Origin of the sequence: Aggregatibacter segnis (assembly GCF_003130075.1) — a bacterium.
Classification (GTDB): domain Bacteria; phylum Pseudomonadota; class Gammaproteobacteria; order Enterobacterales; family Pasteurellaceae; genus Aggregatibacter; species Aggregatibacter segnis_A.
In genome coordinates this window covers 239,874-266,395 of the sequence record NZ_NRCW01000004.1, presented here as the reverse complement: position 1 = coordinate 266,395, position 26,522 = coordinate 239,874, and the positions used below count along the sequence as shown (strand labels likewise).

21 protein-coding genes and 4 tRNA genes are annotated in these 26,522 nt (G+C 42.7%); 13 read left to right on the top strand and 12 right to left on the bottom strand.

Features of this window, described 5'->3' with window-relative positions; all coding sequences use genetic code 11:
* From miaA to hflX, 3 genes are all read left to right on the top strand, one after another.
* Positions 1–945 (top strand): tRNA (adenosine(37)-N6)-dimethylallyltransferase MiaA, encoded by a 945-nt coding sequence (miaA, locus tag DK415_RS06575; protein ID WP_109432951.1) that lies wholly within the window; start codon positions 1–3, stop codon positions 943–945.
* Positions 946–1,060: 115 nt separating this feature from the next.
* Positions 1,061–1,357, top strand: coding sequence for an RNA chaperone Hfq (hfq, locus tag DK415_RS06570; protein WP_006717716.1), 297 nt, complete (start codon positions 1,061–1,063; stop codon positions 1,355–1,357).
* Positions 1,358–1,371: 14 nt separating this feature from the next.
* Complete coding sequence (gene hflX / locus DK415_RS06565; protein ID WP_109432950.1) at positions 1,372–2,769, top strand: ribosome rescue GTPase HflX; 1,398 nt, start codon at positions 1,372–1,374, stop codon at positions 2,767–2,769.
* Here the strand turns inward: hflX and DK415_RS06560 are convergent.
* From DK415_RS06560 to DK415_RS06550, 3 genes are all read right to left on the bottom strand, one after another.
* Positions 2,766–3,725, bottom strand: coding sequence for a sigma 54-interacting transcriptional regulator (locus DK415_RS06560; protein ID WP_109432949.1), 960 nt, complete (start codon positions 3,723–3,725; stop codon positions 2,766–2,768). The two genes, hflX and DK415_RS06560, sit on opposite strands and share 4 nt — an antisense overlap.
* A 102-nt stretch (positions 3,726–3,827) precedes the next feature.
* Positions 3,828–4,907, bottom strand: coding sequence for a TIGR01620 family protein (locus DK415_RS06555; RefSeq protein WP_109432948.1), 1,080 nt, complete (start codon positions 4,905–4,907; stop codon positions 3,828–3,830).
* Positions 4,908–4,921: 14 nt separating this feature from the next.
* Positions 4,922–6,328, bottom strand: coding sequence for a YcjX family GTP-binding protein (locus DK415_RS06550; protein WP_109432947.1), 1,407 nt, complete (start codon positions 6,326–6,328; stop codon positions 4,922–4,924).
* 221 nt (positions 6,329–6,549) lie between these two features.
* On the opposite strand from DK415_RS06550, the gene DK415_RS06545 reads away from it, so the two are divergent.
* The 5 genes from DK415_RS06545 to DK415_RS06525 are packed head-to-tail and all read left to right on the top strand — an operon-like array spanning position 6,550 to position 11,953.
* Complete coding sequence (locus DK415_RS06545; RefSeq protein ID WP_109432990.1) at positions 6,550–8,241, top strand: ABC transporter substrate-binding protein; 1,692 nt, start codon at positions 6,550–6,552, stop codon at positions 8,239–8,241.
* Positions 8,241–9,206: an ABC transporter permease gene (locus DK415_RS06540; protein ID WP_109432946.1), complete on the top strand. Its 966-nt coding sequence runs from the start codon at positions 8,241–8,243 to the stop codon at positions 9,204–9,206. Before DK415_RS06545 ends, DK415_RS06540 begins: the two co-directional genes overlap by 1 nt.
* On the top strand, positions 9,196–10,083 hold the full coding sequence (locus tag DK415_RS06535; RefSeq protein WP_109432945.1) for an ABC transporter permease subunit: 888 nt from the start codon (positions 9,196–9,198) through the stop codon (positions 10,081–10,083). The genes DK415_RS06540 and DK415_RS06535 overlap by 11 nt, the downstream gene beginning before the upstream one ends.
* A 6-nt stretch (positions 10,084–10,089) precedes the next feature.
* Positions 10,090–11,139 carry a peptide ABC transporter ATP-binding protein gene (locus DK415_RS06530; RefSeq protein WP_048750579.1) on the top strand — a complete coding sequence of 350 codons (1,050 nt, stop codon included), beginning with the start codon at positions 10,090–10,092 and terminating at the stop codon, positions 11,137–11,139.
* A gap of 10 nt (positions 11,140–11,149) precedes the next feature.
* Positions 11,150–11,953: a peptide ABC transporter ATP-binding protein gene (locus DK415_RS06525; RefSeq protein ID WP_109432944.1), complete on the top strand. Its 804-nt coding sequence runs from the start codon at positions 11,150–11,152 to the stop codon at positions 11,951–11,953.
* 104 nt (positions 11,954–12,057) lie between these two features.
* Here DK415_RS06525 and DK415_RS06520 read toward each other — a convergent pair.
* The 7 genes from DK415_RS06520 to gloB all read right to left on the bottom strand — a co-directional run bounded on the left by DK415_RS06520 (position 12,058) and on the right by gloB (position 16,152).
* Positions 12,058–12,132, bottom strand: a tRNA-Gln gene (locus DK415_RS06520).
* A gap of 36 nt (positions 12,133–12,168) precedes the next feature.
* Positions 12,169–12,243, bottom strand: a tRNA-Gln gene (locus DK415_RS06515).
* A gap of 28 nt (positions 12,244–12,271) precedes the next feature.
* A tRNA-Leu gene (locus DK415_RS06510) sits at positions 12,272–12,356 on the bottom strand.
* Between the two features lie 5 nt (positions 12,357–12,361).
* A tRNA-Met gene (locus tag DK415_RS06505) sits at positions 12,362–12,438 on the bottom strand.
* 234 nt (positions 12,439–12,672) lie between these two features.
* Positions 12,673–13,896 carry an ROK family protein gene (locus DK415_RS06500; RefSeq protein ID WP_109432943.1) on the bottom strand — a complete coding sequence of 408 codons (1,224 nt, stop codon included), beginning with the start codon at positions 13,894–13,896 and terminating at the stop codon, positions 12,673–12,675.
* A 62-nt stretch (positions 13,897–13,958) separates the two neighbouring features.
* Complete coding sequence (hemA, locus tag DK415_RS06495) at positions 13,959–15,263, bottom strand: glutamyl-tRNA reductase (RefSeq protein ID WP_109432942.1); 1,305 nt, start codon at positions 15,261–15,263, stop codon at positions 13,959–13,961.
* Between the two features lie 187 nt (positions 15,264–15,450).
* Positions 15,451–16,152 carry a hydroxyacylglutathione hydrolase gene (gloB, locus tag DK415_RS06490; RefSeq protein WP_109432941.1) on the bottom strand — a complete coding sequence of 234 codons (702 nt, stop codon included), beginning with the start codon at positions 16,150–16,152 and terminating at the stop codon, positions 15,451–15,453.
* Between the two features lie 20 nt (positions 16,153–16,172).
* Here gloB and DK415_RS06485 point away from each other — a divergent pair, with 20 nt between their 5' ends.
* A complete protein-coding gene (locus DK415_RS06485; RefSeq protein ID WP_109432989.1) occupies positions 16,173–16,868 on the top strand; it encodes a methyltransferase domain-containing protein in 696 nt (231 codons plus the stop codon).
* 71 nt (positions 16,869–16,939) lie between these two features.
* Here DK415_RS06485 and DK415_RS06480 read toward each other — a convergent pair whose 3' ends face one another.
* On the bottom strand, positions 16,940–18,433 hold the full coding sequence (locus DK415_RS06480; protein ID WP_109432940.1) for a PTS transporter subunit EIIC: 1,494 nt from the start codon (positions 18,431–18,433) through the stop codon (positions 16,940–16,942).
* A gap of 430 nt (positions 18,434–18,863) precedes the next feature.
* Here DK415_RS06480 and manA point away from each other — a divergent pair, with 430 nt between their 5' ends.
* The 4 genes from manA to DK415_RS06460 all read left to right on the top strand — a co-directional run bounded on the left by manA (position 18,864) and on the right by DK415_RS06460 (position 24,068).
* Positions 18,864–20,066 (top strand): mannose-6-phosphate isomerase, class I, encoded by a 1,203-nt coding sequence (manA, locus tag DK415_RS06475; RefSeq protein ID WP_109432939.1) that lies wholly within the window; start codon positions 18,864–18,866, stop codon positions 20,064–20,066.
* A gap of 98 nt (positions 20,067–20,164) precedes the next feature.
* Positions 20,165–21,928, top strand: coding sequence for a 30S ribosomal protein S12 methylthiotransferase accessory factor YcaO (gene ycaO, locus DK415_RS06470; protein WP_109432938.1), 1,764 nt, complete (start codon positions 20,165–20,167; stop codon positions 21,926–21,928).
* Positions 21,929–22,084: 156 nt separating this feature from the next.
* Positions 22,085–22,492, top strand: coding sequence for a Z-ring associated ZapG family protein (locus tag DK415_RS06465; RefSeq protein ID WP_109432937.1), 408 nt, complete (start codon positions 22,085–22,087; stop codon positions 22,490–22,492).
* A gap of 190 nt (positions 22,493–22,682) precedes the next feature.
* Positions 22,683–24,068, top strand: coding sequence for a Do family serine endopeptidase (locus DK415_RS06460; protein ID WP_109432936.1), 1,386 nt, complete (start codon positions 22,683–22,685; stop codon positions 24,066–24,068).
* Positions 24,069–24,144: 76 nt separating this feature from the next.
* Here DK415_RS06460 and uvrB read toward each other — a convergent pair whose 3' ends face one another.
* Entirely contained in the window at positions 24,145–26,187 is a 2,043-nt protein-coding gene (gene uvrB / locus DK415_RS06450) for an excinuclease ABC subunit UvrB (protein ID WP_109432988.1), read from the bottom strand.
* Positions 26,188–26,522: the final 335 nt, after the last annotated feature.

The following is a 26,522-nucleotide window of genomic DNA, read 5'->3' as shown; positions in this document are numbered from 1 at the left end:
ATGCAGCATTTAGAACACAAACCTTTAGCGATTTTTTTAATGGGGCCTACTGCCTCCGGCAAAACGGATTTGGCGATTCAGTTGCGCCAACAATTACCCGTCGAAGTCATCAGTGTGGATTCTGCCCTGATTTATCGCGGCATGGACATTGGCACGGCGAAACCCTCAAAAGCCGAACTGGCACTGGCACCTCATCGTTTAATTGATATTTGTGATCCGGCAGAAAGTTATTCTGCGGCAAATTTCCGCACAGATGCTTTACGCGAAATGCAAGAGATTAGCGCACAAGGCAAAATCCCCTTATTGGTGGGTGGCACAATGTTGTATTACAAAGCCTTATTGGAAGGTCTGTCGCCCCTTCCCTCCGCAGACGAAAAAGTGCGGTCGGAAATTGAGGCAAAAGCAGCACTTATCGGTTGGGGTGGATTACATCAAGAACTCAGTAAAATCGATCCGATTTCAGCACAACGCATTAACCCGAACGACTCGCAACGGATTAACCGCGCATTAGAAGTCTTTTATTTAACTGGTAAGACCTTAACGGAATTAACGGCACAAAAAGGCGAGGCCTTGCCGTATGACATTCTGCAATTTGCGATTGCACCGGAGCAACGAGAGGTCTTACATCTTCGAATTGAGCAACGTTTTCACAAAATGATTGAACTTGGTTTTCAGCAAGAGGTCGAAAAATTGTATCGTCGTTCTGACTTAAACGAGAACCTGCCGTCTATTCGCTGTGTGGGTTATCGACAAATGTGGGAATATTTACGCGGTGATTATGACCACGATGAGATGGTTTTTCGTGGTATCTGCGCAACCCGCCAATTAGCAAAACGCCAAATCACTTGGCTACGTGGTTGGACATCACCGATTCAATGGTTGGATAGTTTGCAACCAGCTCAAGCCCTTGAAAAAGTATTAACATCGGTTTCAACGAAAGCGTAAAACACAGATTGCGCCTAGTGACTTTCAATATAATTGTTGCTATATTGATTCGCGGAGGCATACAGCTTGCTGTATTGTTTTAATTCATCATTTTTACAAAAAGAAGGAAAGAAAAATGGCAAAAGGACAATCTCTACAAGATCCTTACTTGAATGCATTACGTCGTGAACGCATTCCCGTTTCAATCTATTTAGTAAACGGTATCAAATTACAAGGGCAAATCGAATCGTTTGACCAATTCGTGATTTTGTTGAAGAACACGGTAAATCAAATGGTTTATAAACACGCAATTTCAACTGTTGTTCCGGCACGTTCTGTCGCGCATCACAATGCGAACCAACAGCAACAACACCAAGTGCAACAACAGGAAACTCCTTCTGTAGAAAATAATATTGATGCTCAAGCAGAATAACAAAGCTGAAAATATTGGCTAATTTACTCGATAATTTAACTCAAGAAAGTTTAACTGAAAGTGCGGTGGATTCTGCGGAAATTTCCACCGCACTTTTTGCGTCTGAAAATCCCCAAAAAAATGAACATCACGCATTGAATAATGCCATTATCGTTCACTGTTTTTTTGAGGGGCAGAAAAATGTAGACGATTTAAACGAATTTCAACTCCTCGCCAAATCTGCTCAAGCACATATTCTCACCGTCATCACTGGTAGCCGCAGTTCGCCACAAGCTAAATATTTTGTTGGGCAAGGCAAAGCGGAAGAAATTGCCGATGCGGTCAAACAATACCAAGCCGATTTAATTTTAGTAAATCATACGTTAACGCCTGCACAAGCCCGTAATCTAGAAAGCTTGTGTGATTGTCGCGTAGTCGATCGCAACGGCTTAATTTTAGATATTTTCGCTCAACGCGCCCGCTCTCACGAAGGGAAATTACAAGTGGAACTGGCCCAGTTAAAACACCTCGCCACACGTTTGGTGCGCCGTAAAACCGGGTTAGATCAACAAAAAGGTGCGGTGGGGTTGCGTGGCCCCGGTGAAACTCAACTGGAAACCGACCGCCGTTTAATAAAAGTGCGTATCAACCAGTTACAAAATCGCTTGGAAAAAGTCGCCAAGCAACGTAATCAGAATCGTCAAACGCGCCAAAAAGCAGATATCCCGACTATTTCTTTAGTGGGTTACACTAATGCCGGAAAATCTACCCTATTTAATTTATTGACCTCTGCCAATGTGTATGCGGCGGATCAGTTATTTGCTACGCTCGATCCCACATTGCGTCGACTCAGTTTAAAAGATGTCGGCACAACGATTTTGGCGGACACGGTAGGCTTTCTACGGGATTTGCCCCACGATTTAATTTCCGCCTTCAAATCCACCTTACAGGAAACCACCGAAGCCGCATTATTGCTCCACGTGGTTGATTGCGCCGATCCCCGAAAATTAGAAAATATCGAGGCGGTGAATCACGTTCTTGAAGAAATCGGTGCACAAGATGTGCCACGATTATTGGTGTACAACAAAATCGATCAACTAGAAAACGTAACGCCGCACATCGAATACGATGAAAAACACCAGCCAAGTGCGGTCTATATTTCGGCTAATTCTGCAGATGGCCTTGAACTTTTATTGGAAGCTATTCGTGTTCGTTTAACAGACTATATTCTCCAATTTCCGCTTCAACTTTCACCATCGGAAGGAAAAATTCGTCATGCGCTGTATGAACTCAATTGCGTGGAAAAAGAAGAAATCAGTGAATATGGTGAATTTTTATTAAGTATTCGTCTTGAAAAAACAGAATGGCTGAAACTGGTTAAACGTTTTCCGACACTTGAGACATTCAACCCAATTCAGCCAGAAAAAGACTAGGATTTGCCAATCCCGTATTGGCGTAATTTATTCGCGATTGCCGTGTGGGAAACACCCAAGCGCGCGGCAAGTTTTCGGGAACTCGGGTATTGGGCATAAAATTTGGTCAGCACTGCCGCTTCAAATCGCCCCACTATTTCCTCTAAGGTTGCACCTTCCATCATCAAGCCATTCATCTCTTGCGATGCAGAGACCGATGTTTCCAAACCTAGATCCTCAATATGTAACTGATTGTCTTTTGTTAAGGAAACCGCGCGGTACAAGGCATTATAGAGTTCACGAATGTTGCCGAACCAAGGATATTGTTGAAGATAATATAAAAATTCAGCAGCAAAGTGCGGTGCGGAAATAGCGAGTTTTTCACTGATTTCACGAATAAATTGACGAGCTAGAGGTTCAATATCTTCCACGCGATCTCGCAACCGAGGCAAGTTTAACGTCAGCACATTTAATCGATGAAATAAATCACTGCGCATTTTGCCTTGTTCTACATAATGTTGTAGTGGCTGTTGTGTGGTGCAAATGACGCGAACATTGGCGTAATGTTCCTCTTCCTCGCCCACGCGACGAAAGGTGCCGTCACTCAAAAAACGCAGCAACTTTGCCTGTAAGGTTAAGGGCAACTCCTCCACCCCGTCCAACAACACCGTGCCGCCATCCGCATATTCAAAAAAACCGATAAATTCGCCATCTTTATTGCGTCGCCCGAACATTTCCGTTTCCGCATCTTCTCCCGGAATACCGGCGCAATTCACCGCAAGAAATTCCTTATTCCGACGCGCACTAAAATCATGGCAAGCTTTGGCAATCACATCTTTTCCCGTGCCGGTTTCCCCTTGAATCAATAATGGCGCATCTAATAAAGCAAATTTTTTCGCTTTGGCGATAATGTCCTGCATTTGCGGATTTCGCGTCACGATATGAGAAAAAGCATCAGTATTTTTAGACGTTGCCATAGGAAGCCTCGAGAAGTAAAAAGCACATTCAATAGAAAACGGTTGTCATGATACCGTTACAACAAAAAATCGCCAACCACTTTGGCAAGTTTTATTTACAGTTTACACCTTATCTTTTTGCTTCACGTTCAAGTTATCAAAAATACTCGTGCCAAGATGACTCAATAATTCTTTGTGAATGTGAGATAAACGCGGTTTTTCATTCGCCTCAAATGCCAACGGGCGACAAAATTCCATGGCTTTAATACCCAATCGCGCCGTCAACAATCCAACGCCAATGCCCTGTGCGGCACGGACAGAAAGTTTGGCAGTGAGATCTTGCGAAAGCCAATTCACGCCAAGATCTTGAATCAATTCTGTCGCCCCGGCAAAAGCCATATTTACCAATACCATGCGCAACAACCGAAGGCGGCTAACATAGCCCAATTCAATGCCATAAAGCCGTGCAATTTGGTTGACCAAACGGATGTTGCGCCAAGCAATAAAAAACATATCTGCCAACGCCAACGGACTAATCACCACCAATGCTGCCGACTCCGTCGTTGCTTTGTTAATCAATTTTTTGGCCTGTTTATCAAAAGGGAGCAATACATTTTGGCTGAACAAATGTAATACTTCCGGCACGGAATAAGATTCGTTTATTTGCTGACGCCACTTCGCCAAATCCCCTTGTTGCGCGTCCAGTTTCATTAATTTGCCCATTTGCTCACACAATTCAATCGCTTGTTGATGGGTTGCCGCAGGAAATTCACCGTGAAAAACGACCGCACTTTCCAGCCATTCGCGGCTTTGATGCTGCATTTCACCCCGCTTACGCAACTTCACCAAACGTCGCCATTCTCCGATGATGGCAGAAATACCAAGTAACACCGCCAAACATAACACCAAGGAAAAGGCAAAATAGATCCATTGATTTTGCTGCCAAGTATCCACCAGCCATTGCACGGACTGCGCTACTGTCGCAGTAAAAAATAAAAGTGCGGTTCCAATCAGAGCTCGTTTCCACCAACGTGGTGGCGGTTGAACACTTTGCTCAAATTGCGCTTCTAACAATTCACCTTCCAACGGCACATTGTCTGCATCTGTATCTGGCACAGCTTGGTTTTCATGAAATTCCTGCTTGGCGATGAAAGCATCCTGTTGTTCAACCAGCTCCTGTTGACTAAAAATCATTTTTTCCATTCTGCTTGCTCCTGTTATAACTTATTGCCCAGTAAAAATTGCAACACGGCATCCATTCGTAAGTGCGGTATGTTTTCGCCTTGTTCTAAACGGCGCGGTTCAAACTGATCAAATTCAAATTTTTGATCTTGCCAAAAATCAGCACTCGGCAATTTACTCGGCACACTGCCGGGATAAAGCGTGACTTTTTGCAAATCGCTACTCCGCACGCCTTGAATGGCTTTAAATTGACGACCATGTTGATTTACCACCATCTGTTGCGTTGCCCGAATAGACGCAATGGCGGTGTAATCGGTAGCAATATCGGCAAACTCCACGTAACGCCCGCCTTCCTGTACTAACTGGCGCATGAGGCTGACCAAATTCGGCAACTGATCGGTGGTGATATGATCTGCTTTGGTGGCGATAAACATCAATTTATCGATTTTCGGCAAAAAAAGACGGTTCAAAAAATTACGTTTGCCGTAATGAAAATTGCGAAACAATTGATGTAACGCTAATTGCATGTCCTCAAACGCTTCGCGACTGTGATTCAGCGGCGTTAAGCAATCCGCCAAAATCACTTGCCGATCAAAAGTGGAAAAATACTGTTGATAAAAATCTTTCACAATGTGCCGACGGTAATAATCGTAGCGTTTTTGCAACACTGCAAAATAGCTGTTTTCTTTCGCTTCATTCTTCAATTGTTGCCATTGTGATTCGGTTAGATGCAATAAGGGGAAAAATTGCAAAGCCGGTGCCCCTTCCAGCTCACCGGGCAATACAAATCGTCCCGGCTGAATAAAATGCAAGCCGTGCTGTTTACATTGCCATAAATAATCGGTGTAATCCTTGGCAAGCTGCGCCAAAATATCCTCATCCGCCGGCGCGGTTAAATTCACGTTTTGAGCTTTTTCCAACCAGTTTTGCGCTAATTTCAGATGCGTTGAATTAAGCTGTCGTTGCAATTCTAGCGACCATTGCTGAAAATCCAAATCCAACAACGGCAAATCCAACAACCACTCTCCTGGATAATCAAAAATATCCAGATACAACGTCCCCTTTTCTTTCACATGACGTAACAAACCGCCACTGCGCTGATAACGAATCGCCAGACGTGTTTCACTTACGCCTTTGGTGGACTGTGGCCACTTCGGTGGTTGCTGAGACAATGCGTTAAGATTGCCTTCATAATCAAAACGAGGAACGGACAAATCCAATTGCGGAATACGTTTTGCCGCAATAATGCCATGTCGGCGTGCCGCATCAAACAAGGGAAGATGGCTATTATCGACGCGATTAATGTGTAACAACTGATTAATTAAACTCGTAATAAAAGCGGTTTTCCCACTTCGACTCAACCCCGTCACGGCAATGCGTAATGTACGATCCAAACCGCGATTAACCAGTTCATTTAATTCTTTTTGCAGATGATTTAGCATAGTTTCCGTTCTTTATGATTAAGGCTATATGACATAGATAATGGACGATATTATACCGAAAAAATGAAGATGAGCTTAATTTGCTTGGGATTAAGGAAATAATGGAAGAAAAGTGCGGTCATTTTGGGCGACAAATTTCCAGAAGTGGCAGATTCGCTAGAATATCCACGGAATATATCTTACAATTTGGCATTCATTTTTAGCCTGTTGATCCGTTTATGATGTTGTATAAAAAAATCCTTGCGCCCGTTTGTTTGTTTGCTTTTGCGGTGGATTCTGCAACGGCGGCACCGCGCGTGCCTGAAGAACTCACCGATAACGGATTGATTTATTGCACGCATGCTTCCGGCTTTTCCTTTAATCCACAAACAGCGGATGCGGGAACCAGTATGAACGTGGTGACAGAGCAGATTTACAATAAACTGTTTGAAATTTCGAACATGGCTGCCGAGCCAATCCCTGTATTGGCACAATCTTACTCGCTTTCGCCCGATGGCAAGGTGATTACCATTCATTTGCGCCGCGGGATTAAATTCCATCAGACAGATTGGTTTAAACCGACCCGCGATTTTAATGCGGATGATGTCGTGTTTTCGCTCAATCGGGTGTTAGGTTATGAGACTTATTTACCGACGTTAGAACAAACCTCCGTCAGCTATAAAAATCCGCAATATCGTATTTTCCATGAACAGGCGAAAAAGGTGCGCTTTCCTTATTTTGAAAGCATTAAGCTAAACCAAAAAATTGAATCGGTGAAAGCCATCAATCCGCATACGGTAGAGATTACCTTATTCAAACCTGATGCTTCCATTTTGTCTCACTTAGCAAGTCAATACGCGATTATTTTCTCGCAAGAATATGCCGTACAGCTCAATGCCGATGATAATTTAGTGCAACTGGATACCTTGCCTGTCGGCACCGGCCCGTATAAAGTCAAAAACTATTTCCGCAATCAATATGTGCGTTTAGAAAAAAACGAAGACTATTGGAAAAAAGAAGCTAAAATTCATGACATTCTGATTGATTTATCTGCAGATCGTACTGGGCGTTTGGTGAAATTTTTTAACGGTGAATGCCAAATTTCGTCTTATCCGGAAGTTAGCCAACTAGGATTACTGAAAGAAAATGACGAACGCTATTATATGAAAAGTGTTGAGGGCATGAATTTGGCATATTTGGCGTTTAATTTCCAAAAAGCGGCAATACAAGATCCGGCATTGCGACACGCCATCTCTCAAGCCATTAATCGTAAAAGAATTATTAAAACGATTTATCACAATACGGCAACGGTGGCGAATAATATCATTCCGAATATTTCTTGGGCTTCAAGTGTGAATACGCCGGATTTTGAGCATGACTTCATGCCATTGAAAGCCAAACAAGTGTTACAAGATAAAAAATTAAGCCTGACGATGTGGGTGATTAACGAAGAACAGGTATATAACCCGGCTCCGCTTAAAATGGCGGAATTAATTAAATCAGATCTTGCGAATGCCGGCGTTGACGTGAATATTCGTCCAGTCACCCGGACATTTTTAATTGAGCAATTACATAATAAATCTGAAGACTACGACATGATTTTAACCGGTTGGCTCGGGGGAAATTTAGATCCCGACAGTTTTATGCGCCCGATTTTAAGTTGTAGCACCTCAAACGAAATCACCAATTTATCCAACTGGTGCAACGAACACTTCGATAACATCATGGATAGTGCATTAGATAGTTCCAATCAACAGATTCGCTCCGAAGCTTACAACCAAGCGCAAGAATTAATTTTGTCGGAATTGCCGATCATCCCTATTGCAAACGTCAAACGGGTTTTGGTTGCCAATGGGCGCGTACAAAATATTGAGATGACGCCTTTCGGTACCTTGAACTTCTCGACGCTATCACTACGAAAAGGACACAAGTAATGTTTAATTCTCTGATTCGACAATGTGTTTTTCTCGTTTTAACGTTCCTGATCTTAACATTAATCAGTTACCTGATTTTGATGCAGGATCCGCTTAATGCCGAATTAATGACACCGCACTTTTACAATGGGTATTTTCATTATTTGGTGCGCCTTATCCAAGGTGACTTAGGCATCAGCTATAACGGTGGTGAAGCCCTTAAATCGACAATTTTTACTGTATTACCGCCAACACTAGAACTCTGTTTTTGTGCCATTTTACTGGCAACATTATTTGGTATTCCCCTTGGGCTCATCGGTGCAATTTATCCCGCTAATTTTATCGGAAAAACCATCCGCACTTTGTCTGCTGTTGGCCTCTCCTTGCCGGTATTTTGGATTGCGCCGATTTTACTGTACTTTTCTGCAATTAATGCGTGGGAAATTTCTGCTATCGGGCAATACAATTTACTTTATGAAATCAAGCCGATTAGCGGTTTCCCAATTATTGACGTTTGGTTTGTTGAAGCCCCTTATCGAATTAAAATCATCCAAAACGTTTTGCAACACTTGGCATTACCGACTTTAGTTTTAACCATTTTACCCACCATGGAAATCGTACATTTAGTGCAACAACGAGCTGAATTTATCTTCCAGCAAAACTACGTTAAAGTTGCTTCCACGCGAGGTTGGTCGAAATTTAGCGTGTTACGTAAATACGTTTTACGCAACACCTTGCCTTTGTTAATTCCTCACACCACCCGTTTATTTACGTTGGTGATTACACAATGTATGTTGGTTGAAAACACCTTAGGTTGGCCGGGAATCGGGCGTTGGTTAATTGATGCCGTCACACAGCAAGACTACAACAGTATTTCAGCCGGCATCATTACTATCGGGCTTTGTATTATTGTCATTAAAGTGGCATCTGAAAGCTTAATCTTTATTTTGGATCCGTTAAATAAGAAGGGTTGGCATGCAAGATAGAGAACCTGAAGATTTTCGCGAAAGCGACACATTAAAGCATATTTGGGCACTCTTCCGAGAAGATCGCATTGCACTTTTCAGTTTTTATGCTCTTTTAGTGCTGATTTTGACCGCACTTTTTAGTCCATTCATTGCCCCCTACTCAGCAGAAATGCAATTTATCGGGCAAGAACTTATGCCGCCTTCTTGGGCAAATAACGGTCAAATCGCCTATTTTTTAGGAACGGATGATATTGGTCGGGATGTGCTCAGTCGTATCATTATTGGCACGACCTATACCGTTGGCGCAGCGATTATTGTGGTAATTCTGACCGCCCTTATCGGTGGTGGACTTGGCATTTGGGCAGGCATGTCGCAAGGCATTAAATCTCGTGTACTGGGGCATTTTTTAGATGCGTTCCTCACCATTCCGGTGTTATTAGTGGCAATCATTATTGCCACTTTAATGGAACCAAGTTTAATTAACGCCATGTTGGCAATCACCTTAGCATTGCTACCTTATTTCGTACATGAAATTTATCGCAGCATTCAAGCAGAGCTCAAAAAAGAATATGTATTGATGTTACGCTTAGACGGCATCTCTAACAGCGTGTTACTGAAAGAAACTATCTTACCCAACATTGCACCACAATATATTCAAGAAATCTCCCGTGCATTTACGATTGCTATTTTGGATATTAGTGCCCTCAGTTTTATTTCTCTTGGCGCACAACGCCCAGCACCGGAATGGGGGGCGATGATAAAAGATTCCTTAGAATTAATTTATTTAGCCCCTTGGACGGTTATTCTGCCGGGACTTGCAATTATCATCAGCGTACTAATCGGCTTGGTGTTTACCAATGGGCTATGCCGAGCGATTACCAAATATTATGAGTAGATAACTATGGCACTCTTAGATATTCGCAATCTTCGCATTGATATCCAAACCCCAAACGGGTTAATCCGCATTGTCGATAATGTGAGTTTTACAATCGATGAAGGGGAAATTTGTGGCTTGGTCGGTGAATCCGGTTCGGGCAAAAGCCTCATTGCTAAAGTTATCTGTAATGCCTTTAAAGATTCTTGGATTGTCACCGCTGATCGTTTCCGTTTTAACGATGTTGAATTATTAAAACTCACACCGGCACAACGTCGCAAACTGGTGGGTAAAGAAATTTCGATGGTGTTTCAAGATCCGTTAACCTGTCTTGATCCTAGCCAGAAAATTGGTAAACAACTCATCCAAAGTATCCCGGGATGGACATTTAAAGGTCGTTGGTGGCAGCGTTTATTTAATTGGAAAAAACGTCGCGCCATTGAGTTACTTCATCGCGTCGGAATCAAAGAACACAAAGATATCATGCGCAGTTACCCTCATGAATTAACGGAAGGAGAAGGGCAAAAAGTCATGATTGCCATTGCCGTGGCAAACCAACCTCGATTACTGATTGCCGATGAACCGGCAAATTCGGTGGAATCCATTACAAAAGTGCAAATATTCCGTCTGCTTTCAAGTATGAATCAAAATCAAGGCACATCCATTTTACTTGCCAGTAATGACATTAACACCATCAGCGAATGGTGTGATTCGTTTATTGTGCTGTATTGCGGACAAAATGCAGAATCCGGCCCTAAAGAGAATATTTTAGAAACCCCACATCACCCCTATACTCAAGCCTTGTTGCATTCCATTCCAGATTTCACTCAACCTTTGCCTTTTAAAAGTCAACTTGGCACACTCAAAGGTTCAGTTCCCCTACTGGAACAAATGCCGATTGGCTGTCGTCTTGGCCCGCGTTGTCCATTTGCGCAGAAAAAATGTATCGTAAAACCGACCGCACTTCGTATTAAACAGCATGAATTTTTCTGTCATTTCCCCATCAATTTAAGGGAAAAGAAAATCAAAGAAAAAGAATTGATTCAACCGCTCACTTTAAGTTCCGATCAAGAATAAAGGAAAGAAAATGCCATTATTACAAGTGGAAGATCTCACAAAATCATTTAAAAATACGCTCGGTCTGCTTAACCCCGGTTATTTTCGCGCAGTGGAAGAAATCAGTTTTTCCCTCGAAGCGGGCAAAACATTGGCGATTATCGGACGTAATGGCTCAGGAAAATCTACCTTGGCAAAAATGATCGTAGGCATCACCGAACCCACTTCAGGTAAAATCCTATTCAAAGATAAACCACTCACTTTCGGTGATTACAACTATCGCTCCAAACATATCCGCATGGTGTTTCAGGATCCGAATACGGCATTTAATCCACGCCTCAATGTGGGACAAATTCTTGATACGCCATTGCTATTGGCCACACATCTAAATGAGCAAGAACGCAATCAGAAAATTTTTAACATTTTGAAATTAGTGGGAATGCATCCTGATCATGCCAACATCAAAATTAATACGCTTTCCGTGAGCCAAAAACAGCGTATTGCCCTTGCGCGCGCGTTAATTTTAGATCCACAAATTATCATTATTGATGATGCGGTCGGGTCATTAGATACCACGGTGAAAACCCAACTGACTAATTTAATGCTAGAATTACAAAACAAACTGGGACTTGCCTATATTTATGTTGGTCAGCATCTGGGGATTATTAAGCATATTGCCGATGAAATTTTAGTGATGGAAGACGGCGTGATGATTGAATATGGTGAGACACGTTCAATTTTCACCGATCCACAAACGGATATTACTAAACGACTAATCGAAAGCCATTTTGGTAAAATTTTGGATGACTCTTCTTGGGAGAAATACCAAGACTAAAAAATCCAATTCCTTCAATAATAAAAAGTGCGGTAGATAATTACGATAAAAATTTTCATTAAATTAATTCAAGTCGAATTAGCTGGTAGGAAAGACAAAAAAGGTGGCTGGGGTACTAGGATTCGAACCTAGGGATGCCGAGATCAAAACCCGGTGCCTTACCGCTTGGCGATACCCCAATAGATGTTTATTAAAAGCAGAAATTAAGAATAGTATGGCTGGGGTACTAGGATTCGAACCTAGGGATGCCGAGATCAAAACCCGGTGCCTTACCGCTTGGCGATACCCCAACTACTATATTGATATCAATGAAATAAATGGTGCGGGACGAGGGACTTGAACCCACACACCTCGCGGCGCCGGAACCTAAATCCGGTGCGTCTACCAATTTCGCCAGTCCCGCAAATATGGTGGCTATGACGGGATTCGAACCTGTGACCCCAACATTATGAGTGTTGTGCTCTAACCAACTGAGCTACATAGCCATTTCTTTGCAATCATCTCATTGACTTTGCGGGGCGTATTATGCGGATATTGCCCCTACTCGTCAACCATTTTTTTGGGAAAATAAATAAAATTAGATCATTCGGATAGAGATTAAACAAATCGCGTTAATTTTATTCAACGCTTAGTTTACTCCTCTCTCAACCTAAATAACTTTTAGTCACTCCGGCTCTCAAAAATATTTTTTTTTAGGACCGCACTTTTCTCTTAAAGATTTATTCTTCAATTAAACGGCGCAATAAACTGCCGTCAAACAACGCTCTTTTTACTAAAGCAAAAGCACCTATCACATCTTCATTGCTAAGCTCCGATGCGACTAATGGCGTATTTTGGACAAACGCCGGTAATGCATGACTTTCCAAGGTGCGACGAATTGCGGCAAATAAGACATTTTTGGCTTGGGTTATTTCACCGGAAATCACAATTTTTTCCGGATTAAACATATTGACGCTCATCGCCAACACGCGCCCGATTTGTGTACCAACGTGTTCAATTAACTCTGTGGCTACCGCATCTTGCTTATTGCTGGCTTTGCAAATGGCTTCAATGTCATGAGCTTCCAAAGAAAGCCATTTACTTTGGTAACCGTCTTCCAATAACTCTGACATTTTATTTTCAATCGCTGAATTGCTGACCACCGTTTCCAAACAGCCCACATTGCCACACATACAACGTTTTCCTAACGGATCCACCTGAATATGCCCAATTTCGCCCACATTCTTTTTATAGCCGGAAAAGAGTTCGTGATTAATCACAATTCCCGCACCAACACCGCGATGAATACGCAATAGCAACGAATCGTAACAATCTTTGGTGACACCAAAATAGTGCTCCGCAAGAGCTAAACTACGCACATCATGCCCGATATAGGTAGGTAAATTGAAACGTTCGGCAACGTGATTTGCCAAGTCCCAAGGCGTGCTTAAGTCAAAGTGCGGAACCTGTTCAATCATGTTGCTTTTAACATCCACAAAGCCGGGAACAGTGATACCGATAGCAATAAACTCACTGCTGTGCTTTTGGTTTTCTTGAATAAATTCATCCAAGCGTTGAAATAAAAACTGTTCAAATGCTTGTGGTGTTGGGTAATTCTCAAGCGTAAAGACGGATTTATTCACTAATTTGGCGGACAAATCCATAATGGCTAACGTTAAATGCTCACGTCCAATGCCCACTAAAATAGAACGAAAATGTTTATGCTCTGCCATAATCGAGGTTGCACGACGCCCACCGGTCGATTCTTGTTGCTCTACTTCTTTAATTAAACCGCGAGCAAGTAAATGACGGGTGATTTTAGTCACACTTGCCGGAGCAAGTTGGCTTATTTCAGAGATTTGAATACGGGAAATAGGACCTTGCTGATCGATGAGCTTATACACCACCGCACTATTCATTTGTTTTACTAGATCAACATTCGCGATTTGAGGACTTTCTCGCATTTTTTTCTCCCGTAAAAGTAAATTGACTGATTTTAAACAGCATTTAAATTCATTCGGAACGACTATTCATCGTACATTCCCAAGGCTTTAGAAAAGGTTTGCAGACCCACCGCATTACCATTTTTCACCATGGTTTGCATGGCTTTTGTCGGCGAATGGATCAATTTATTCATTAATTTATAACTTAATTCTTGTAACACTTGTTCCGCCTCTTCGCCTTGTTGTAAGGAAACTATCGCTTTTTCTAGCAAATCCTGACGAGTAAGTTCCGCCTCTTCACGATAACGACGGATCAAATTAGAAAACTGATGGACTTTCAACCACGCAAAGAAATCCGCACATTCCGCCTGAATAATTTCCTTTGCCTGCGCAGAGGCTTGTTCCCGTTGGCTTAAATTATGTTGAATGATATTTTGTAAATCATCCACCGTATAGTGATAAACACTGTCTAATTCCGCCGCACTTTCTTCAATGTCACGCGGCACGGCAATATCCACCAACAACATCGGACGATAGCGGCGCATGATTTGCGCCTTTTCAACCATGTTGCGGTTTATCAAAATATGCTGGCTGCCGGTAGAGCTAATCACAATATCCGCTTGATTTAAGCCCTGCTGTAACTGTTCTAGCGGCAGGATTTGAATATCCACCGTTGTATCTAATTTCTCCACGAGGGCTTCTGCGCGGGCTAAAGTGCGGTTGGAAATCACCATGTTTTTTACACCGTGACGCAATAAATGACGGCAAACCAATTCAATGGTTTCTCCCGCGCCTACTAACAAAATGGTTAATTCGCTCAGCGATTCAAAAATTTGGCGCGCTAAACTGCAAGCAGCGTATGCCACAGATACCGCACTTTCACCTATATTGGTTTCTGTACGCACGCGTTTTGCCGTGGAAAATGTTTTTTGAAATAAACGGGATAATTCGCCGGAAATAGCTTGCTGTTCTTGTTGATAGTGCTGCTCGCTCATTTGATAAGCTTGCTTCACTTGTCCCAAAATTTGGGGCTCGCCTAAAATCAATGAATCCAAGCCACAAGCTACTTCCATTAAATGATTGACTGCCGGTAGGTTTTCATAAGTGTAAAGGCAACGCTGAAGCTCGGCTAAGTCCAGTTGATGAATTTCAGCGAACCATTGTATAGCTTGGCGAATCCAATGTTGCGTTTCTTGTGGTGGGACGGTTTTATTGTGCAGATAAACTTCAGTTCGGTTACAAGTGGATAAAATCACCGCACTTTCGGCTAATTCAATTTGCCGAATATGACGCAAAGCAAAAGCACGTTTTTCATCAGAAAAAGCGACTTTTTCCCGTAAGGCAACAGAGGCGGTTTTGTGATTAATACCAAGAACTAAAATCGTCATAAAAAATACATGAAAAATCACCGCACTTTATTATGTTGACACAACAAATACGGCAACATTTATCCCACTAAAATATAAAAAATAGACATAAAAACGGGCTATATTCTAGCTGAATTGCCCATGTTTGGGCAAATTAGCGCAAGAAAAAAGCCATTAATCTGCAATTTTATTGCGAAGCATCAAATTTCTAAAACGTATCTTTTGCTTGGCGTAATTGGGTAAATTGCGCCAAGGTGGTTGCCGTTAAAAACGGATTAATATGTTTTTCCAAGCCTATCGTGGTGGGTAGACTTGGTTTATTTTCAGCACGTAATTGCGCCACCAAAACACGATGATTTTCCACCGCACTTTTGTTTGCCCAAACGTTTTGCACAAACGCTAAATTACTTAACGTATATTCATGCCCTGGGCAAACAATCGTGTCATCAGGTAACGCTGCAAAACACTGCATGGTGGCAAACATTTGCGCGTAATCACCGGTAAACACTCGCCCGCAACCGGCGGAGAATAAGGCATCACCACAAAACAAATGCCCATCCACCCAATAACTCACATGCTGCGCCGTATGCCCACCACTGGGCAATACTTGAATTCGATAATGTTCGGTGATAAGGTCGCCTTCATTAATCACCTGCGTCAGCCCACAAGCAGCGCACTCTGCCGGACCATAAATCGGCACTTGCGGGAAACGTTGCTTGAACGCCGCAACACCGTCTGTGTGATCCGCATGGTTGTGCGTCAGCAACAACGCATCAACGGAGAGATGTTGTTCTTCCAACAAGTGAAACAGCTTGTCGGTTTCAGGCAAATCAACGATGAGCAACGGTAAATTTTCCCGTGCATAAAGCCAAATATAATTATCGTTTAACGCAGGAATCGGAATTAACATAGAACCTCGGAGTTACCATGATGTGGCGTGCTAAATATGAAAAGTCACTGGCGATGCCCACCGGTTGGCAACAACTGCCAAATGGGCGCGCTTATTGTAACGCATTAAACGCTTATTTTGCCCCTTGGTTTACAAAAATTTGTGGTTATCAGATTCTGAAAATTGGCGGACTTAGTGCAGAAATTCAATGTGATTTGCCCTTGCGCCACCAAATTAGTCTCAGCGAAAAAATAACGGAAAATTTGACCGCACTTTTAGACGATAATCATTCCATTGTACAAACCAAGCTTACCGAACTCCCCTTTATTCAACAGCAGTTGGATGCTTGTGTGTTGGCCAACACGCTGAATTTTGTCCAAGATCCCCATCAAGTGTTGCGCGAAACCCACCGCGTTCTCACCGATGACGGCTACTTGTTCCTCAGTCTGTTTAATCCGCTTAACTGCCTATTTTTTAAATCAAAAACAGGTGACTTCCCTGCGCGTCATTATTGCATTTGGCGGATCATTGATTGGTTAGAATTACTCAACTTTGATATTTTGGAACAGCAGAATTTGGCGCTGTCCCATCAAACCGCCGGTTGGTTTGCCCCGCTGACAGTTATCGTGGCGCAAAAACGCACCTATCCATTAACGCTGAATCCACAAAAAGTGCGGTCAAAAATCCCTGCGTTTTTACAACCGGCAGAAGCGTTAAAACAAGCGGAAGATCTTTAGTCTTTGAAGAAAAAAATAACGGTCAGAAATAAATCCCTTTCTGACCGTTCACATTCATAGCGAAGAAAAAATTAATCTTCTTTACCTAAAATCTGGTTAATCTCGCTTTTATATAATACTGCTTTAGCACCATAAACTGCTTGTACGCCACCACCGACTTCCAACACTTCAACGGCACCTAACGCTTTTAATCGTGTTTTATCCACTAATTTGACGTCTTTCACCGCTACCCGCAAACGAGTAATACAGGCATCCACGTTCTCAATATTTTCTGCGCTACCTAGGGCGTTGATGATCTCGTGGGCGTTTTCCGTTAAAGAAGAGGTTTGTTGTTCCACGCTGTCTTCTTGCTCTTCTGCACGTCCTGGGGTCATCACATTAAATTGGGTAATTAAGAAGCGGAAACTGAAATAATATAACGCCGCCCAACATACGCCGACCCAAATCACATTAAACCAGTTGGTATTTTCATTGCCTTGTAAGATCCCAAATAACAGGAAGTCAATAAATCCGCCGGAGAACGTGTTACCGATGGAAATATTCAAAATGTCGGCAATGTAGAAGGAAACGCCGTCTAAAAAGGCGTGGAAAACATACAACCAAGGTGCAACGAATAAGAACATAAATTCAATAGGCTCGGTGATCCCTGTAATAAAAGAGGTCAACGCTGCACCAAGGAATAACCCGCCAATGGCTTTACGACGCGCTTTCGGCACACAGTGATACATCGCCAAACAGGCTGCCGGCAAGCCGAACATCATGGTGTCAAAACGACCTGCGAAAAAACGTGTACCTTCGGTAAATAAACCTTGGTGATTCGGATCCGCTAATTGGGCAAAGAAGATTTTTTGCGCTCCAATAATGGTTTCACCATTCACGATTTCCGTACCGCCTAATTCGGTGTACCAAAATAACGGATAAATCATGTGGTGCAAGCCTACTGCACCACATAAGCGCATGAGGAAGCCATAAAAGAATGTTCCGATTGCGCCCATGGAAGCAATATGTTCACCGGCAGACAATAACCAATTTTGAAATGTCGGCCAAATTAAAAAGAAGATGGCGCCGACAAAAATCGCCGCAAAAGAGGTAACAATCGGCACAAAACGAGAACCACCGAAGAAACCTAAAATTTGAGGTAATTGAATATTATGATATTTATTGTGCAGTTTGACGGTAATCAAGCCCATCACCAAAGCACCGATCACCCCTGTATCAATTCCTTTGGTTTCCGGTGAGAACAGCGGAATCAATGCCGCAATCGTACCAGTCATGATTAAATAGCCGACCGTTGCCGCCAGTGCTGCAACCCCTTTATCCCGCTTGGCTAAACCAATACCCAAACCGATACAAAGCAATAATGCCAAATTACCGAACACCACCGAACCGGCTGCCGACATGATCTGAAACACACCTTGCAAAACCGAATGATCTAATAATGGATAGGCTTGCACGGTGGCTTTGTTAGATAATGCGCCCCCAATCCCTAGTAACAAACCGGCTGCAGGTAAAATGGCAATTGGCAACATAAATGCCTTACCAACCTGTTGAAGCTGTTTAAACATACGTTTTCTCCTTAATTTACGACATGGTTTATGCCCCAAATACCACACTTGCCAGATCTGGTGTTTTCCCTTCAAAGGCAAAGTGCTTTGTGGAATATTACTTCAATACGTCAGTAAAAAATATGATGAAGATCGCATTTTAAAAAGAAAACCTGTTTTCTGATTAACACACTGATTTTAGATAAAAAAATCGGCACCTCAGTGCCGATAATGTTTATTTATTCTTGCATGTTATGCCGTAATTTCACGAATATCCTCAGTTGAGGCATTATTCATCACGGGAAACGTCTACATTTAATTTGGTTAAAAAAGAAATGTTAGACGCTGCTAAATGTATAAAAAAAGCTTTTCTATAGCAACAGCCAAAGGTGAGAATATGCTAGAATGCGCCCCGATTTTATAGAACAGCAAATCTAACAGAGAGCAAATTATGGCAGGTATTTATCCGCTGAATGGTCGCCTTCAACATTATGTGTGGGGCGGTGAACGTTATATTCCTCATTTATTGCATATTGATAAAACTGAATCTCACTATGCCGAATACTGGCTTGGCGCTCACCCTTCGGCACCGTCACAGATTCTTTACGCACAAGAGGAAATATCGTTAGGCGATTTTTTACACCAAAATCCCACCGCACTTGGACAACAAAGCCGCCAATTATTTGGGGATAATTTGCCTTATTTACTGAAAATTTTAGATGTCGCCAATCCTCTTTCCATTCAGTTACACCCAACCAAAGAACAGGCCGAAATTGGCTTTGCGCAAGAAAATGCCGCAGGCATTCCGTTAAATGATCCGAAGCGCACCTATAAGGACGATAACCATAAGCCGGAAATGATGATTGCTTTGTCCGATTTTTGGCTTTTACATGGTTTTAAAACCAAGGCCCAAATTCTCGATACGTTACGTCAACGCCCGTCACTTGCGGAACTGGCAACAAAATTAGCCTCGCAGAATTTAGCGGATTTTTACGCTGACATTATGTTGGCAACACAAGATCAATTAGCGCAATGGCTCTTGCCGATTATTGATAGCCAACAGAAGGCTTACGAGCAAAATCAGCTTGCTATGCAGAATCCTGATTACTGGGTGCTTTACACATTGCACGCCATGAATATTTCCCGAGACAAACTGGATGCGGGTTTAATGAGTTTCTACCTGTTCAATATTGTGAATTTGCAGGTTGGCGAAGGTATTTTCCAAGCGGCCGGCGTGCCACACGCTTATTTACGCGGACAAAATATTGAACTAATGGCCTGTTCCGACAATGTCATTCGTGGCGGTCTAACGCCAAAACACGTTGATATCGAACAATTGCTAAAAATCATCGATTGTAGTGAAATTGTCCCTCAGATTATCGCGCCGGCGCCTAAAAATCAGGTTTACACCTACCCGATGCCCATTGCCGATTTTGCCTTGAGCAATATGCCTTACGCAAAAAACACCGAGATTTCCGACCGCACTTTAAACGGCACGATTCTCTTAGTGATAGTGGGCGAAATAACCTTGGAAGCCGCACAACAAAAACTCACTTTGAAACAAGGGCAAGCGGCGTTCATTGAAGCAGATACAGACTATCGCGTGCATGGCATACAAGAAGGTTATGCCGTGCTCGCAGGATTACCGATTTAAATTCAATTTATTTTCCCCTCGCCTATTTACGGGAAAGGGGAAAAATTCATATTTTTATTAGTTATTCAAGAAGAAAATACATCAAAAATAGGAACATTATGACCGAACAAACCTTTATCCTCGGCAAAGACGCCGCCCTTGAGGAAAGTATTGAAAAATTTCAACAAAAACTGACCGCACTTGGCTTTCACATTGAAGAAGCCTCGTGGTTAAATCCCGTACCTAATGTGTGGTCGGTCCATATTCGTGACAAAGACTGCCCGCAATGTTTCACCAACGGCAAGGGGGCCAGTAAAAAAGCGGCATTAGCTTCGGCATTAGGCGAATATTTTGAGCGTCTTTCCACCAACTATTTCTGGACGGATTTCTATTTAGGGCAAGATATTGCCAACAGCGATTTTGTGCACTATCCGAACGAAAAATGGTTCCCGATTGAAGACGAGGCATTGTTGCCTCAAGGGATTTTAGACGCTCATTTATTTGAACATTTCGATCCGAATCAGGAGCTGACTCCTGAACTTTTAGTGGACTTGCAATCGGGTAATTATGAGCGAGGTATTGTCGCGCTGCCTTATATACGCCAATCGGATCAACAGACAGTGTATATTCCGCAAAATATTATCTCTAACCTCTATGTTTCCAACGGTATGTCCGCCGGCAACAGCCAATTTGAAGCCCGAGTGCAGGGATTGTCCGAAGTGTTTGAGCGCTATGTGAAGAATAAAATTATCGCAGAAGCGATCAGCCTGCCGTTAATTCCACAAGAAGTGATGGCGCGTTATCCGTCCATTCAAGCCTCTATCGACAAACTGGAACAGGAAGGTTTCCCGATTTTGGCGTATGACGCTTCTCTTGGCGGTCAATACCCGGTGATTTGTGTCATTTTGCTCAACCCAACCAATGGCACGTGTTTTGCCTCTTTCGGGGCACATCCAAACTTCCAAGTGGCATTAGAACGCACCGTCACCGAATTATTACAAGGTCGCAGCCTAAAAGAGTTGGACGTTTTCGCCCCGCCGTCATTCAATAACGATGATGTGGCAGAACACGCCAATTTGGAAACCCACTTTATTGATTCCAGCGGTTTAATTTCTTGGGATTTATTCAAAAACACACCGGATTACGAGTTCGCCGATTGGGATTTCTCCGGCAAAGATACCCATGAAGAATATAATAACCTCATGGCGATTCTCCACGAGGAAAACAAAGAGGTTTACATCATGGACTACAATCACTTAGGTGTTTACGCCTGTCGCATCATCGTGCCGGGCATGTCCGATATTTATCCTGCAGACGACTTAATTTACGCCAACAGCAACATGGGCATGGACTGGCGCGAAATCCTGTTGGACTTACCGCACTTCCACCACGACCAAGAAACCTACCAAGAACTCTTGGATGAACTGGATGAACAAGGCATTGACGATGCCACCCGCGTGCGTGAATTTATCGGCGTCGTGGCACCGAAAGCCAGCGGCTGGACAACCTTGCGCATCGGCGAATTAAAATCCATGCTTTATCTCGCGTTAGGCGACTTGGCAATGGCGTTAGACTGGGCGAACTGGACATATAATATGAACAGCTCCGTGTTTACCGCCGAACGCGCCAACTATTATCGTTGCTTAATCAGCAGCCTTGAATTGTTTATGGATGAACACCGCGATCCGCAACAATATCGTCCGGTGTTCGAGAAAATGTACGGTAAAGACGCGGTGGCGTTTGCGTGGGCCGCGATTCAAGGGGGAAATCCGTTCTATAATTTGCCTGCTAGCGATGAAACCCTTGCCAATTTCGATGAGCATCAAAAATTACTGGCTGCCTACGCCAAATTACAAAAAGCAAAACGCGAAAATTGGTCATAAAGTGCGGTCGTTTTTAAAAACGTTTTTGAAGGGCGAAAAATATTCGCCCTTTTATTTTCCGAAAAATTTTCGTTCTGTGATCTAACACATGGAAATAGAAAGCGGTTCAGGCTATGATTCAACTAATTGTTTCACATAAATTAGAGGAGGTTCTTTATGCAAACTTGGGCAGCTGAAATGTGGCAAGCCGCGTTAATTGGTTTAGTGGTTGGTTTTGTTATTGGTTATTTCTTATTACGACTCACAAAAGAGTCCGCCAAAAAACAAGTGAAAACCGAAGCGGAATTGCGAGTCGCAAAAGAGCAATTGGAAAGCCAAAAACAACAATTGGAAAAACATTTTGCGGAAAGCGCCGATTTGTTGAAATCTCTCGCACAAGATTATCAAAAACTGTACCAACATCTTGCTCGCTCCTCGAATCAACTACTGCCGGAATTGAATGACAGCACCTTGTTTCAACACAGTTTACTGGATGAAAAAGGCAACGTTTCCCCGTCTAAAACAGAAGATCCACCGAAAGACTATTCCGAAGGTTCTTCAGGTTTATTCAAAGCAGAAAGATAATTCAACAAGCGCCCTTCAATTGAAGGGCGTTTTTATTTTTCTTAACATTCATTTTAACAAGTCACCGCACTTTTCTTTTTCCTCATGAATTAAATAAAAAACCAAGAACATTCAACCATTTTACTTGTCATAGTCATCACCGAAACTCATTGAGATTTCGTTTTTTATTTTTTTGATTGGAGAACATTTAATGAAAAAACGTCATTTTGTTTTAACCGGCATTGCTCTCGGATTAAGCATTTTAACAACCCCAATGATGAGCCAAGCGGAAACACCTGTTGCCATCGTAGCAGGACAACAACTCCCAAGCTTGGCTCCGATGTTAGAAAAAGTATTACCTTCCGTGGTGTCTATTTCCGTCGAAGGAAAACAAAAAGGCCGTTCAGCTGAAATGGATGATGATATTCCGGAAGAATTTAAATTCTTCTTTGGCCCGGATATGTTCGATCGCAATCGCGCACCGCGTAATTTCAAAGGCATTGGTTCCGGCGCCATTATCAATGCAGAAAAAGGTTATGTATTAACAAACAACCACGTGATTAAAGATGCTGATAAAATTACCGTGCAATTACACGATGGCCGCGAATTTAAAGCGAAAGTGATCGGTGCTGACGAAATGTCTGATGTGGCATTGATTCAAGTAGAAAATCCGAAAAATTTGACCGCACTTAAACTCGCGGATTCCGATAAATTACGCGTAGGCGATTTCACGGTTGCTATTGGTAATCCGTTCGGTTTAGGACAAACCGTTACCTCCGGTATTGTATCTGCCTTAGGTCGCTCTATGGGTTCTGACAGCGGCACATACGAAAACTATATTCAAACCGATGCGGCAGTAAACCGTGGTAACTCCGGTGGCCCGCTCGTCAATTTAAACGGCGAACTCATCGGCATTAATACCGCCATTATTTCTCCAAGTGGCGGCAACGCGGGTATTGCGTTTGCGATTCCGAGCAACATGGCGAACAATCTCGTACAACAAATTCTTGAATTTGGTGAAGTTCGTCGCGGTATGTTAGGCATTAAGGGAGGAGAATTAAATGCTGATTTAGCCCAAGCCTTTGACATTGAAGCGAAAAAAGGCGCTTTCGTGAGCGAAGTAATGCCAGGCTCTGCCGCCGATAAAGCAGGTTTAAAAGCAGGCGATGTCATCACAGCAATGAACGGACAAGTGGTTTCCAGCTTTGCAGAAATGCGCGCCAAAATTGCCACTTCGGGTGCCGGCAAACAAATTGAATTGACTTATTTACGCGATGGCAAATCCAATACTGCCAAAGTCACGTTACAATCAGACGATCAAACCCAAACCACAGCCAATAGCCTATTACCGGCATTAGATGGCGCAGAATTGAATAACTACGATGAAAAAGGCGTAAAAGGCGTGTCTATTAGTAAAATCAAACCAAACTCCTTAGCGGAACAACGTGGTTTGAAAAATGGCGATGTGATCATTGGCATTAACCGCCAAAAAGTTGAAAACTTAGGTCAATTGCGCAAAGCCTTGGATAGCAAACCATCTGCTATTGCGTTAAATATCATCCGTGGTGACAGTAATTTCTATTTATTAGTGCAATAAAGCATCTTTAAAAAACAAAAAAGGCGAATTGATTTCGCCTTTTTTTATAAAAACACCGAGAAAAATGACCGCACTTTTACTCGCCAGATAACATAAAACTTTCCCGCAATTGCTGTAATTGATCGCGCACCGCAGCGGCTTTTTCAAATTCCAAATCTTGCGCAAATTTATACATTTGCTGTTCCAGTTTCTTGATTTGTTGTTGATATTCTTTCGGTGAGGTTGGCACCGTATAAAGTGCGGTCGGTTCTGCCACCATTTTTCCACGTTGTTTATTGGCTTTCGCTTTTTGATTGGTGCCCTGACCGATATCTAACAATTCACCCACTTTTTTATTTAACGCCTGTGGCACAATGCCGTGTTCTTCATTATATTTCGTTTGTTTTTCACGGCGGCGATTGGTTTCCGTAATGGCTTTTTCCATGGATTTGGTGATGCTGTCTGCATACAAAATCGCTTTACCATTCAAGTTTCGCGCGGCACGTCCGATGGTTTGAATTAAAGAACGTTCAGAACGTAAAAAACCTTCTTTATCCGCATCTAAAATCGCCACGAGTGATACTTCGGGAATATCCAAGCCTTCCCGTAATAAGTTAATCCCGACCAATACATCAAATTCACCTAGGCGCAAATCACGGATAATTTCCACACGCTCCACCGTATCAATATCGGAGTGCAAATAACGCACTCGAATCCCGTGTTCATCCAAATAATCCGTTAAATCTTCCGCCATTTTTTTAGTCAGCGTCGTCACTAAAACGCGCTCGTTTTTATCCGCTCGTTGACGTGCTTCAGAAAGCAGATCATCCACCTGAATGGACACCGGGCGAATTTCAATTTGCGGATCCAGTAAGCCTGTTGGACGCACAACCTGATCGATAATTTCCGCACCGGATTTTTCTAGCTCATAAGGCCCCGGGGTAGCCGAAACATAGATAGTTTGCGGAGCCAAACGTTCAAATTCCTCAAAACGTAACGGGCGGTTATCCAACGCTGAAGGCAAACGGAAACCATATTCCACCAACGTTTCTTTACGGGAACGGTCGCCACGATACATCCCGCCAATTTGCGGCACGGTGACGTGAGATTCATCGATAATTAAAATGGCATCGGACGGCATATAGTCAAATAAGGTTGGCGGTGGTTCGCCTTCATTTCTGCCCGACAGATAACGTGAGTAGTTTTCAATCCCCGAGCAATAGCCCAATTCGTTCATCATTTCAATATCAAACTGAGTACGTTGGCTAATGCGTTGTTCTTCTAACAATTTATTCTCTTTAATGAAATATTCCCGTCGTTGTGCCAGTTCCACTTTGATTTTTTCAATGGCATCTAAAATGCGCTCGCGTGGCGTCACATAATGCGTTTTCGGATACACGGTGAAACGTGGGATAGCACCAAAACTGCTTCCGGTGAGTGGATCAAATAAGCTTAAACGCTCAATTTCATCATCAAATAATTCAATGCGTACTGCGCGCTCATCGGATTCAGCCGGGAAAATATCGATAATTTCCCCACGTACACGAAATGTGCCGCGCTGAAACGCCTGATCGTTGCGCGTATATTGCAATTCTGCCAACTTCGCCAAAATCTGACGCTGATTAATTATCGCCCCTTGTTGCAAATGCAACATCATTTGCAAATAAGAATCCGGGTCGCCCAAACCATAAATAGCGGAAACCGAGGCAACCACGATAGTATCTCGACGTTCCAAAAAAGATTTAGTCGCCGACAAACGCATTTGCTCGATTTGATCGTTAATGGACGCATCTTTTTCAATGAAGGTGTCGCTGCTCGGCACATAGGCTTCCGGCTGATAATAATCATAGTAAGAGACGAAATATTCCACCGCATTTTCAGGAAAGAAGGCTTTCATTTCCGCATAAAGCTGAGCCGCGAGCGTCTTATTTGGGGCAAGCAACATGGCCGGTCGGTTTAACTGCGCAATCACATTGGCAATCGTAAAAGTTTTTCCGGAACCCGTAACGCCTAGTAAGGTTTGATGCGCCAAGCCGTCTTCTAAATTTTCGGCGAGTTTGGCAATGGCTTGTGGCTGATCGCCGGAAGGCTTGAAATCGGAATGAAGGATAAAAGGCTTGGTGTTAATTTTCTCTGACATAAGTGCGGTCATTTTTTACGGTATTTTCTAAATGCTGTGCATTTTAGCATATTTACTACTCCAGATTGAGTGATAAAAAATGAAGTTTTACACAGAGTTAGGATTGTCAAGTGTGTTCCCTCACAAATTTATAAAAAAATTTTAAAAAATTCTCTAGATTTTTATTAACTAGTTGAAAAATAAATAAATGTCATTTTACAATCAATTTTATATCGAATTTCAATAAAGCCTGATTTTATCGGGAATGGGATGCTTTTTAAAATAATAACTCACAAACTTATCCACAGAGTTTGTGGATAGAAATATCACACTAAAAACAGGAAAATATTTTTTAT

Coding starts and splice junctions, on each gene's coding strand:
- miaA (WP_109432951.1), top strand. CDS start 1: ATGCAGCATTTAGAACACAAACCTTTAGCGATTTTTTTAATGGGGCCT.
- hfq (WP_006717716.1), top strand. CDS start 1,061: ATGGCAAAAGGACAATCTCTACAAGATCCTTACTTGAATGCATTACGT.
- DK415_RS06560 (WP_109432949.1), bottom strand. CDS start 3,725: ATGGCAACGTCTAAAAATACTGATGCTTTTTCTCATATCGTGACGCGA.
- DK415_RS06555 (WP_109432948.1), bottom strand. CDS start 4,907: ATGGAAAAAATGATTTTTAGTCAACAGGAGCTGGTTGAACAACAGGAT.
- DK415_RS06550 (WP_109432947.1), bottom strand. CDS start 6,328: ATGCTAAATCATCTGCAAAAAGAATTAAATGAACTGGTTAATCGCGGT.
- DK415_RS06545 (WP_109432990.1), top strand. CDS start 6,550: ATGTTGTATAAAAAAATCCTTGCGCCCGTTTGTTTGTTTGCTTTTGCG.
- DK415_RS06540 (WP_109432946.1), top strand. CDS start 8,241: ATGTTTAATTCTCTGATTCGACAATGTGTTTTTCTCGTTTTAACGTTC.
- DK415_RS06535 (WP_109432945.1), top strand. CDS start 9,196: ATGCAAGATAGAGAACCTGAAGATTTTCGCGAAAGCGACACATTAAAG.
- DK415_RS06530 (WP_048750579.1), top strand. CDS start 10,090: ATGGCACTCTTAGATATTCGCAATCTTCGCATTGATATCCAAACCCCA.
- DK415_RS06525 (WP_109432944.1), top strand. CDS start 11,150: ATGCCATTATTACAAGTGGAAGATCTCACAAAATCATTTAAAAATACG.
- DK415_RS06500 (WP_109432943.1), bottom strand. CDS start 13,896: ATGCGAGAAAGTCCTCAAATCGCGAATGTTGATCTAGTAAAACAAATG.
- hemA (WP_109432942.1), bottom strand. CDS start 15,263: ATGACGATTTTAGTTCTTGGTATTAATCACAAAACCGCCTCTGTTGCC.
- gloB (WP_109432941.1), bottom strand. CDS start 16,152: ATGTTAATTCCGATTCCTGCGTTAAACGATAATTATATTTGGCTTTAT.
- DK415_RS06485 (WP_109432989.1), top strand. CDS start 16,173: ATGTGGCGTGCTAAATATGAAAAGTCACTGGCGATGCCCACCGGTTGG.
- DK415_RS06480 (WP_109432940.1), bottom strand. CDS start 18,433: ATGTTTAAACAGCTTCAACAGGTTGGTAAGGCATTTATGTTGCCAATT.
- manA (WP_109432939.1), top strand. CDS start 18,864: ATGGCAGGTATTTATCCGCTGAATGGTCGCCTTCAACATTATGTGTGG.
- ycaO (WP_109432938.1), top strand. CDS start 20,165: ATGACCGAACAAACCTTTATCCTCGGCAAAGACGCCGCCCTTGAGGAA.
- DK415_RS06465 (WP_109432937.1), top strand. CDS start 22,085: ATGCAAACTTGGGCAGCTGAAATGTGGCAAGCCGCGTTAATTGGTTTA.
- DK415_RS06460 (WP_109432936.1), top strand. CDS start 22,683: ATGAAAAAACGTCATTTTGTTTTAACCGGCATTGCTCTCGGATTAAGC.
- uvrB (WP_109432988.1), bottom strand. CDS start 26,187: ATGTCAGAGAAAATTAACACCAAGCCTTTTATCCTTCATTCCGATTTC.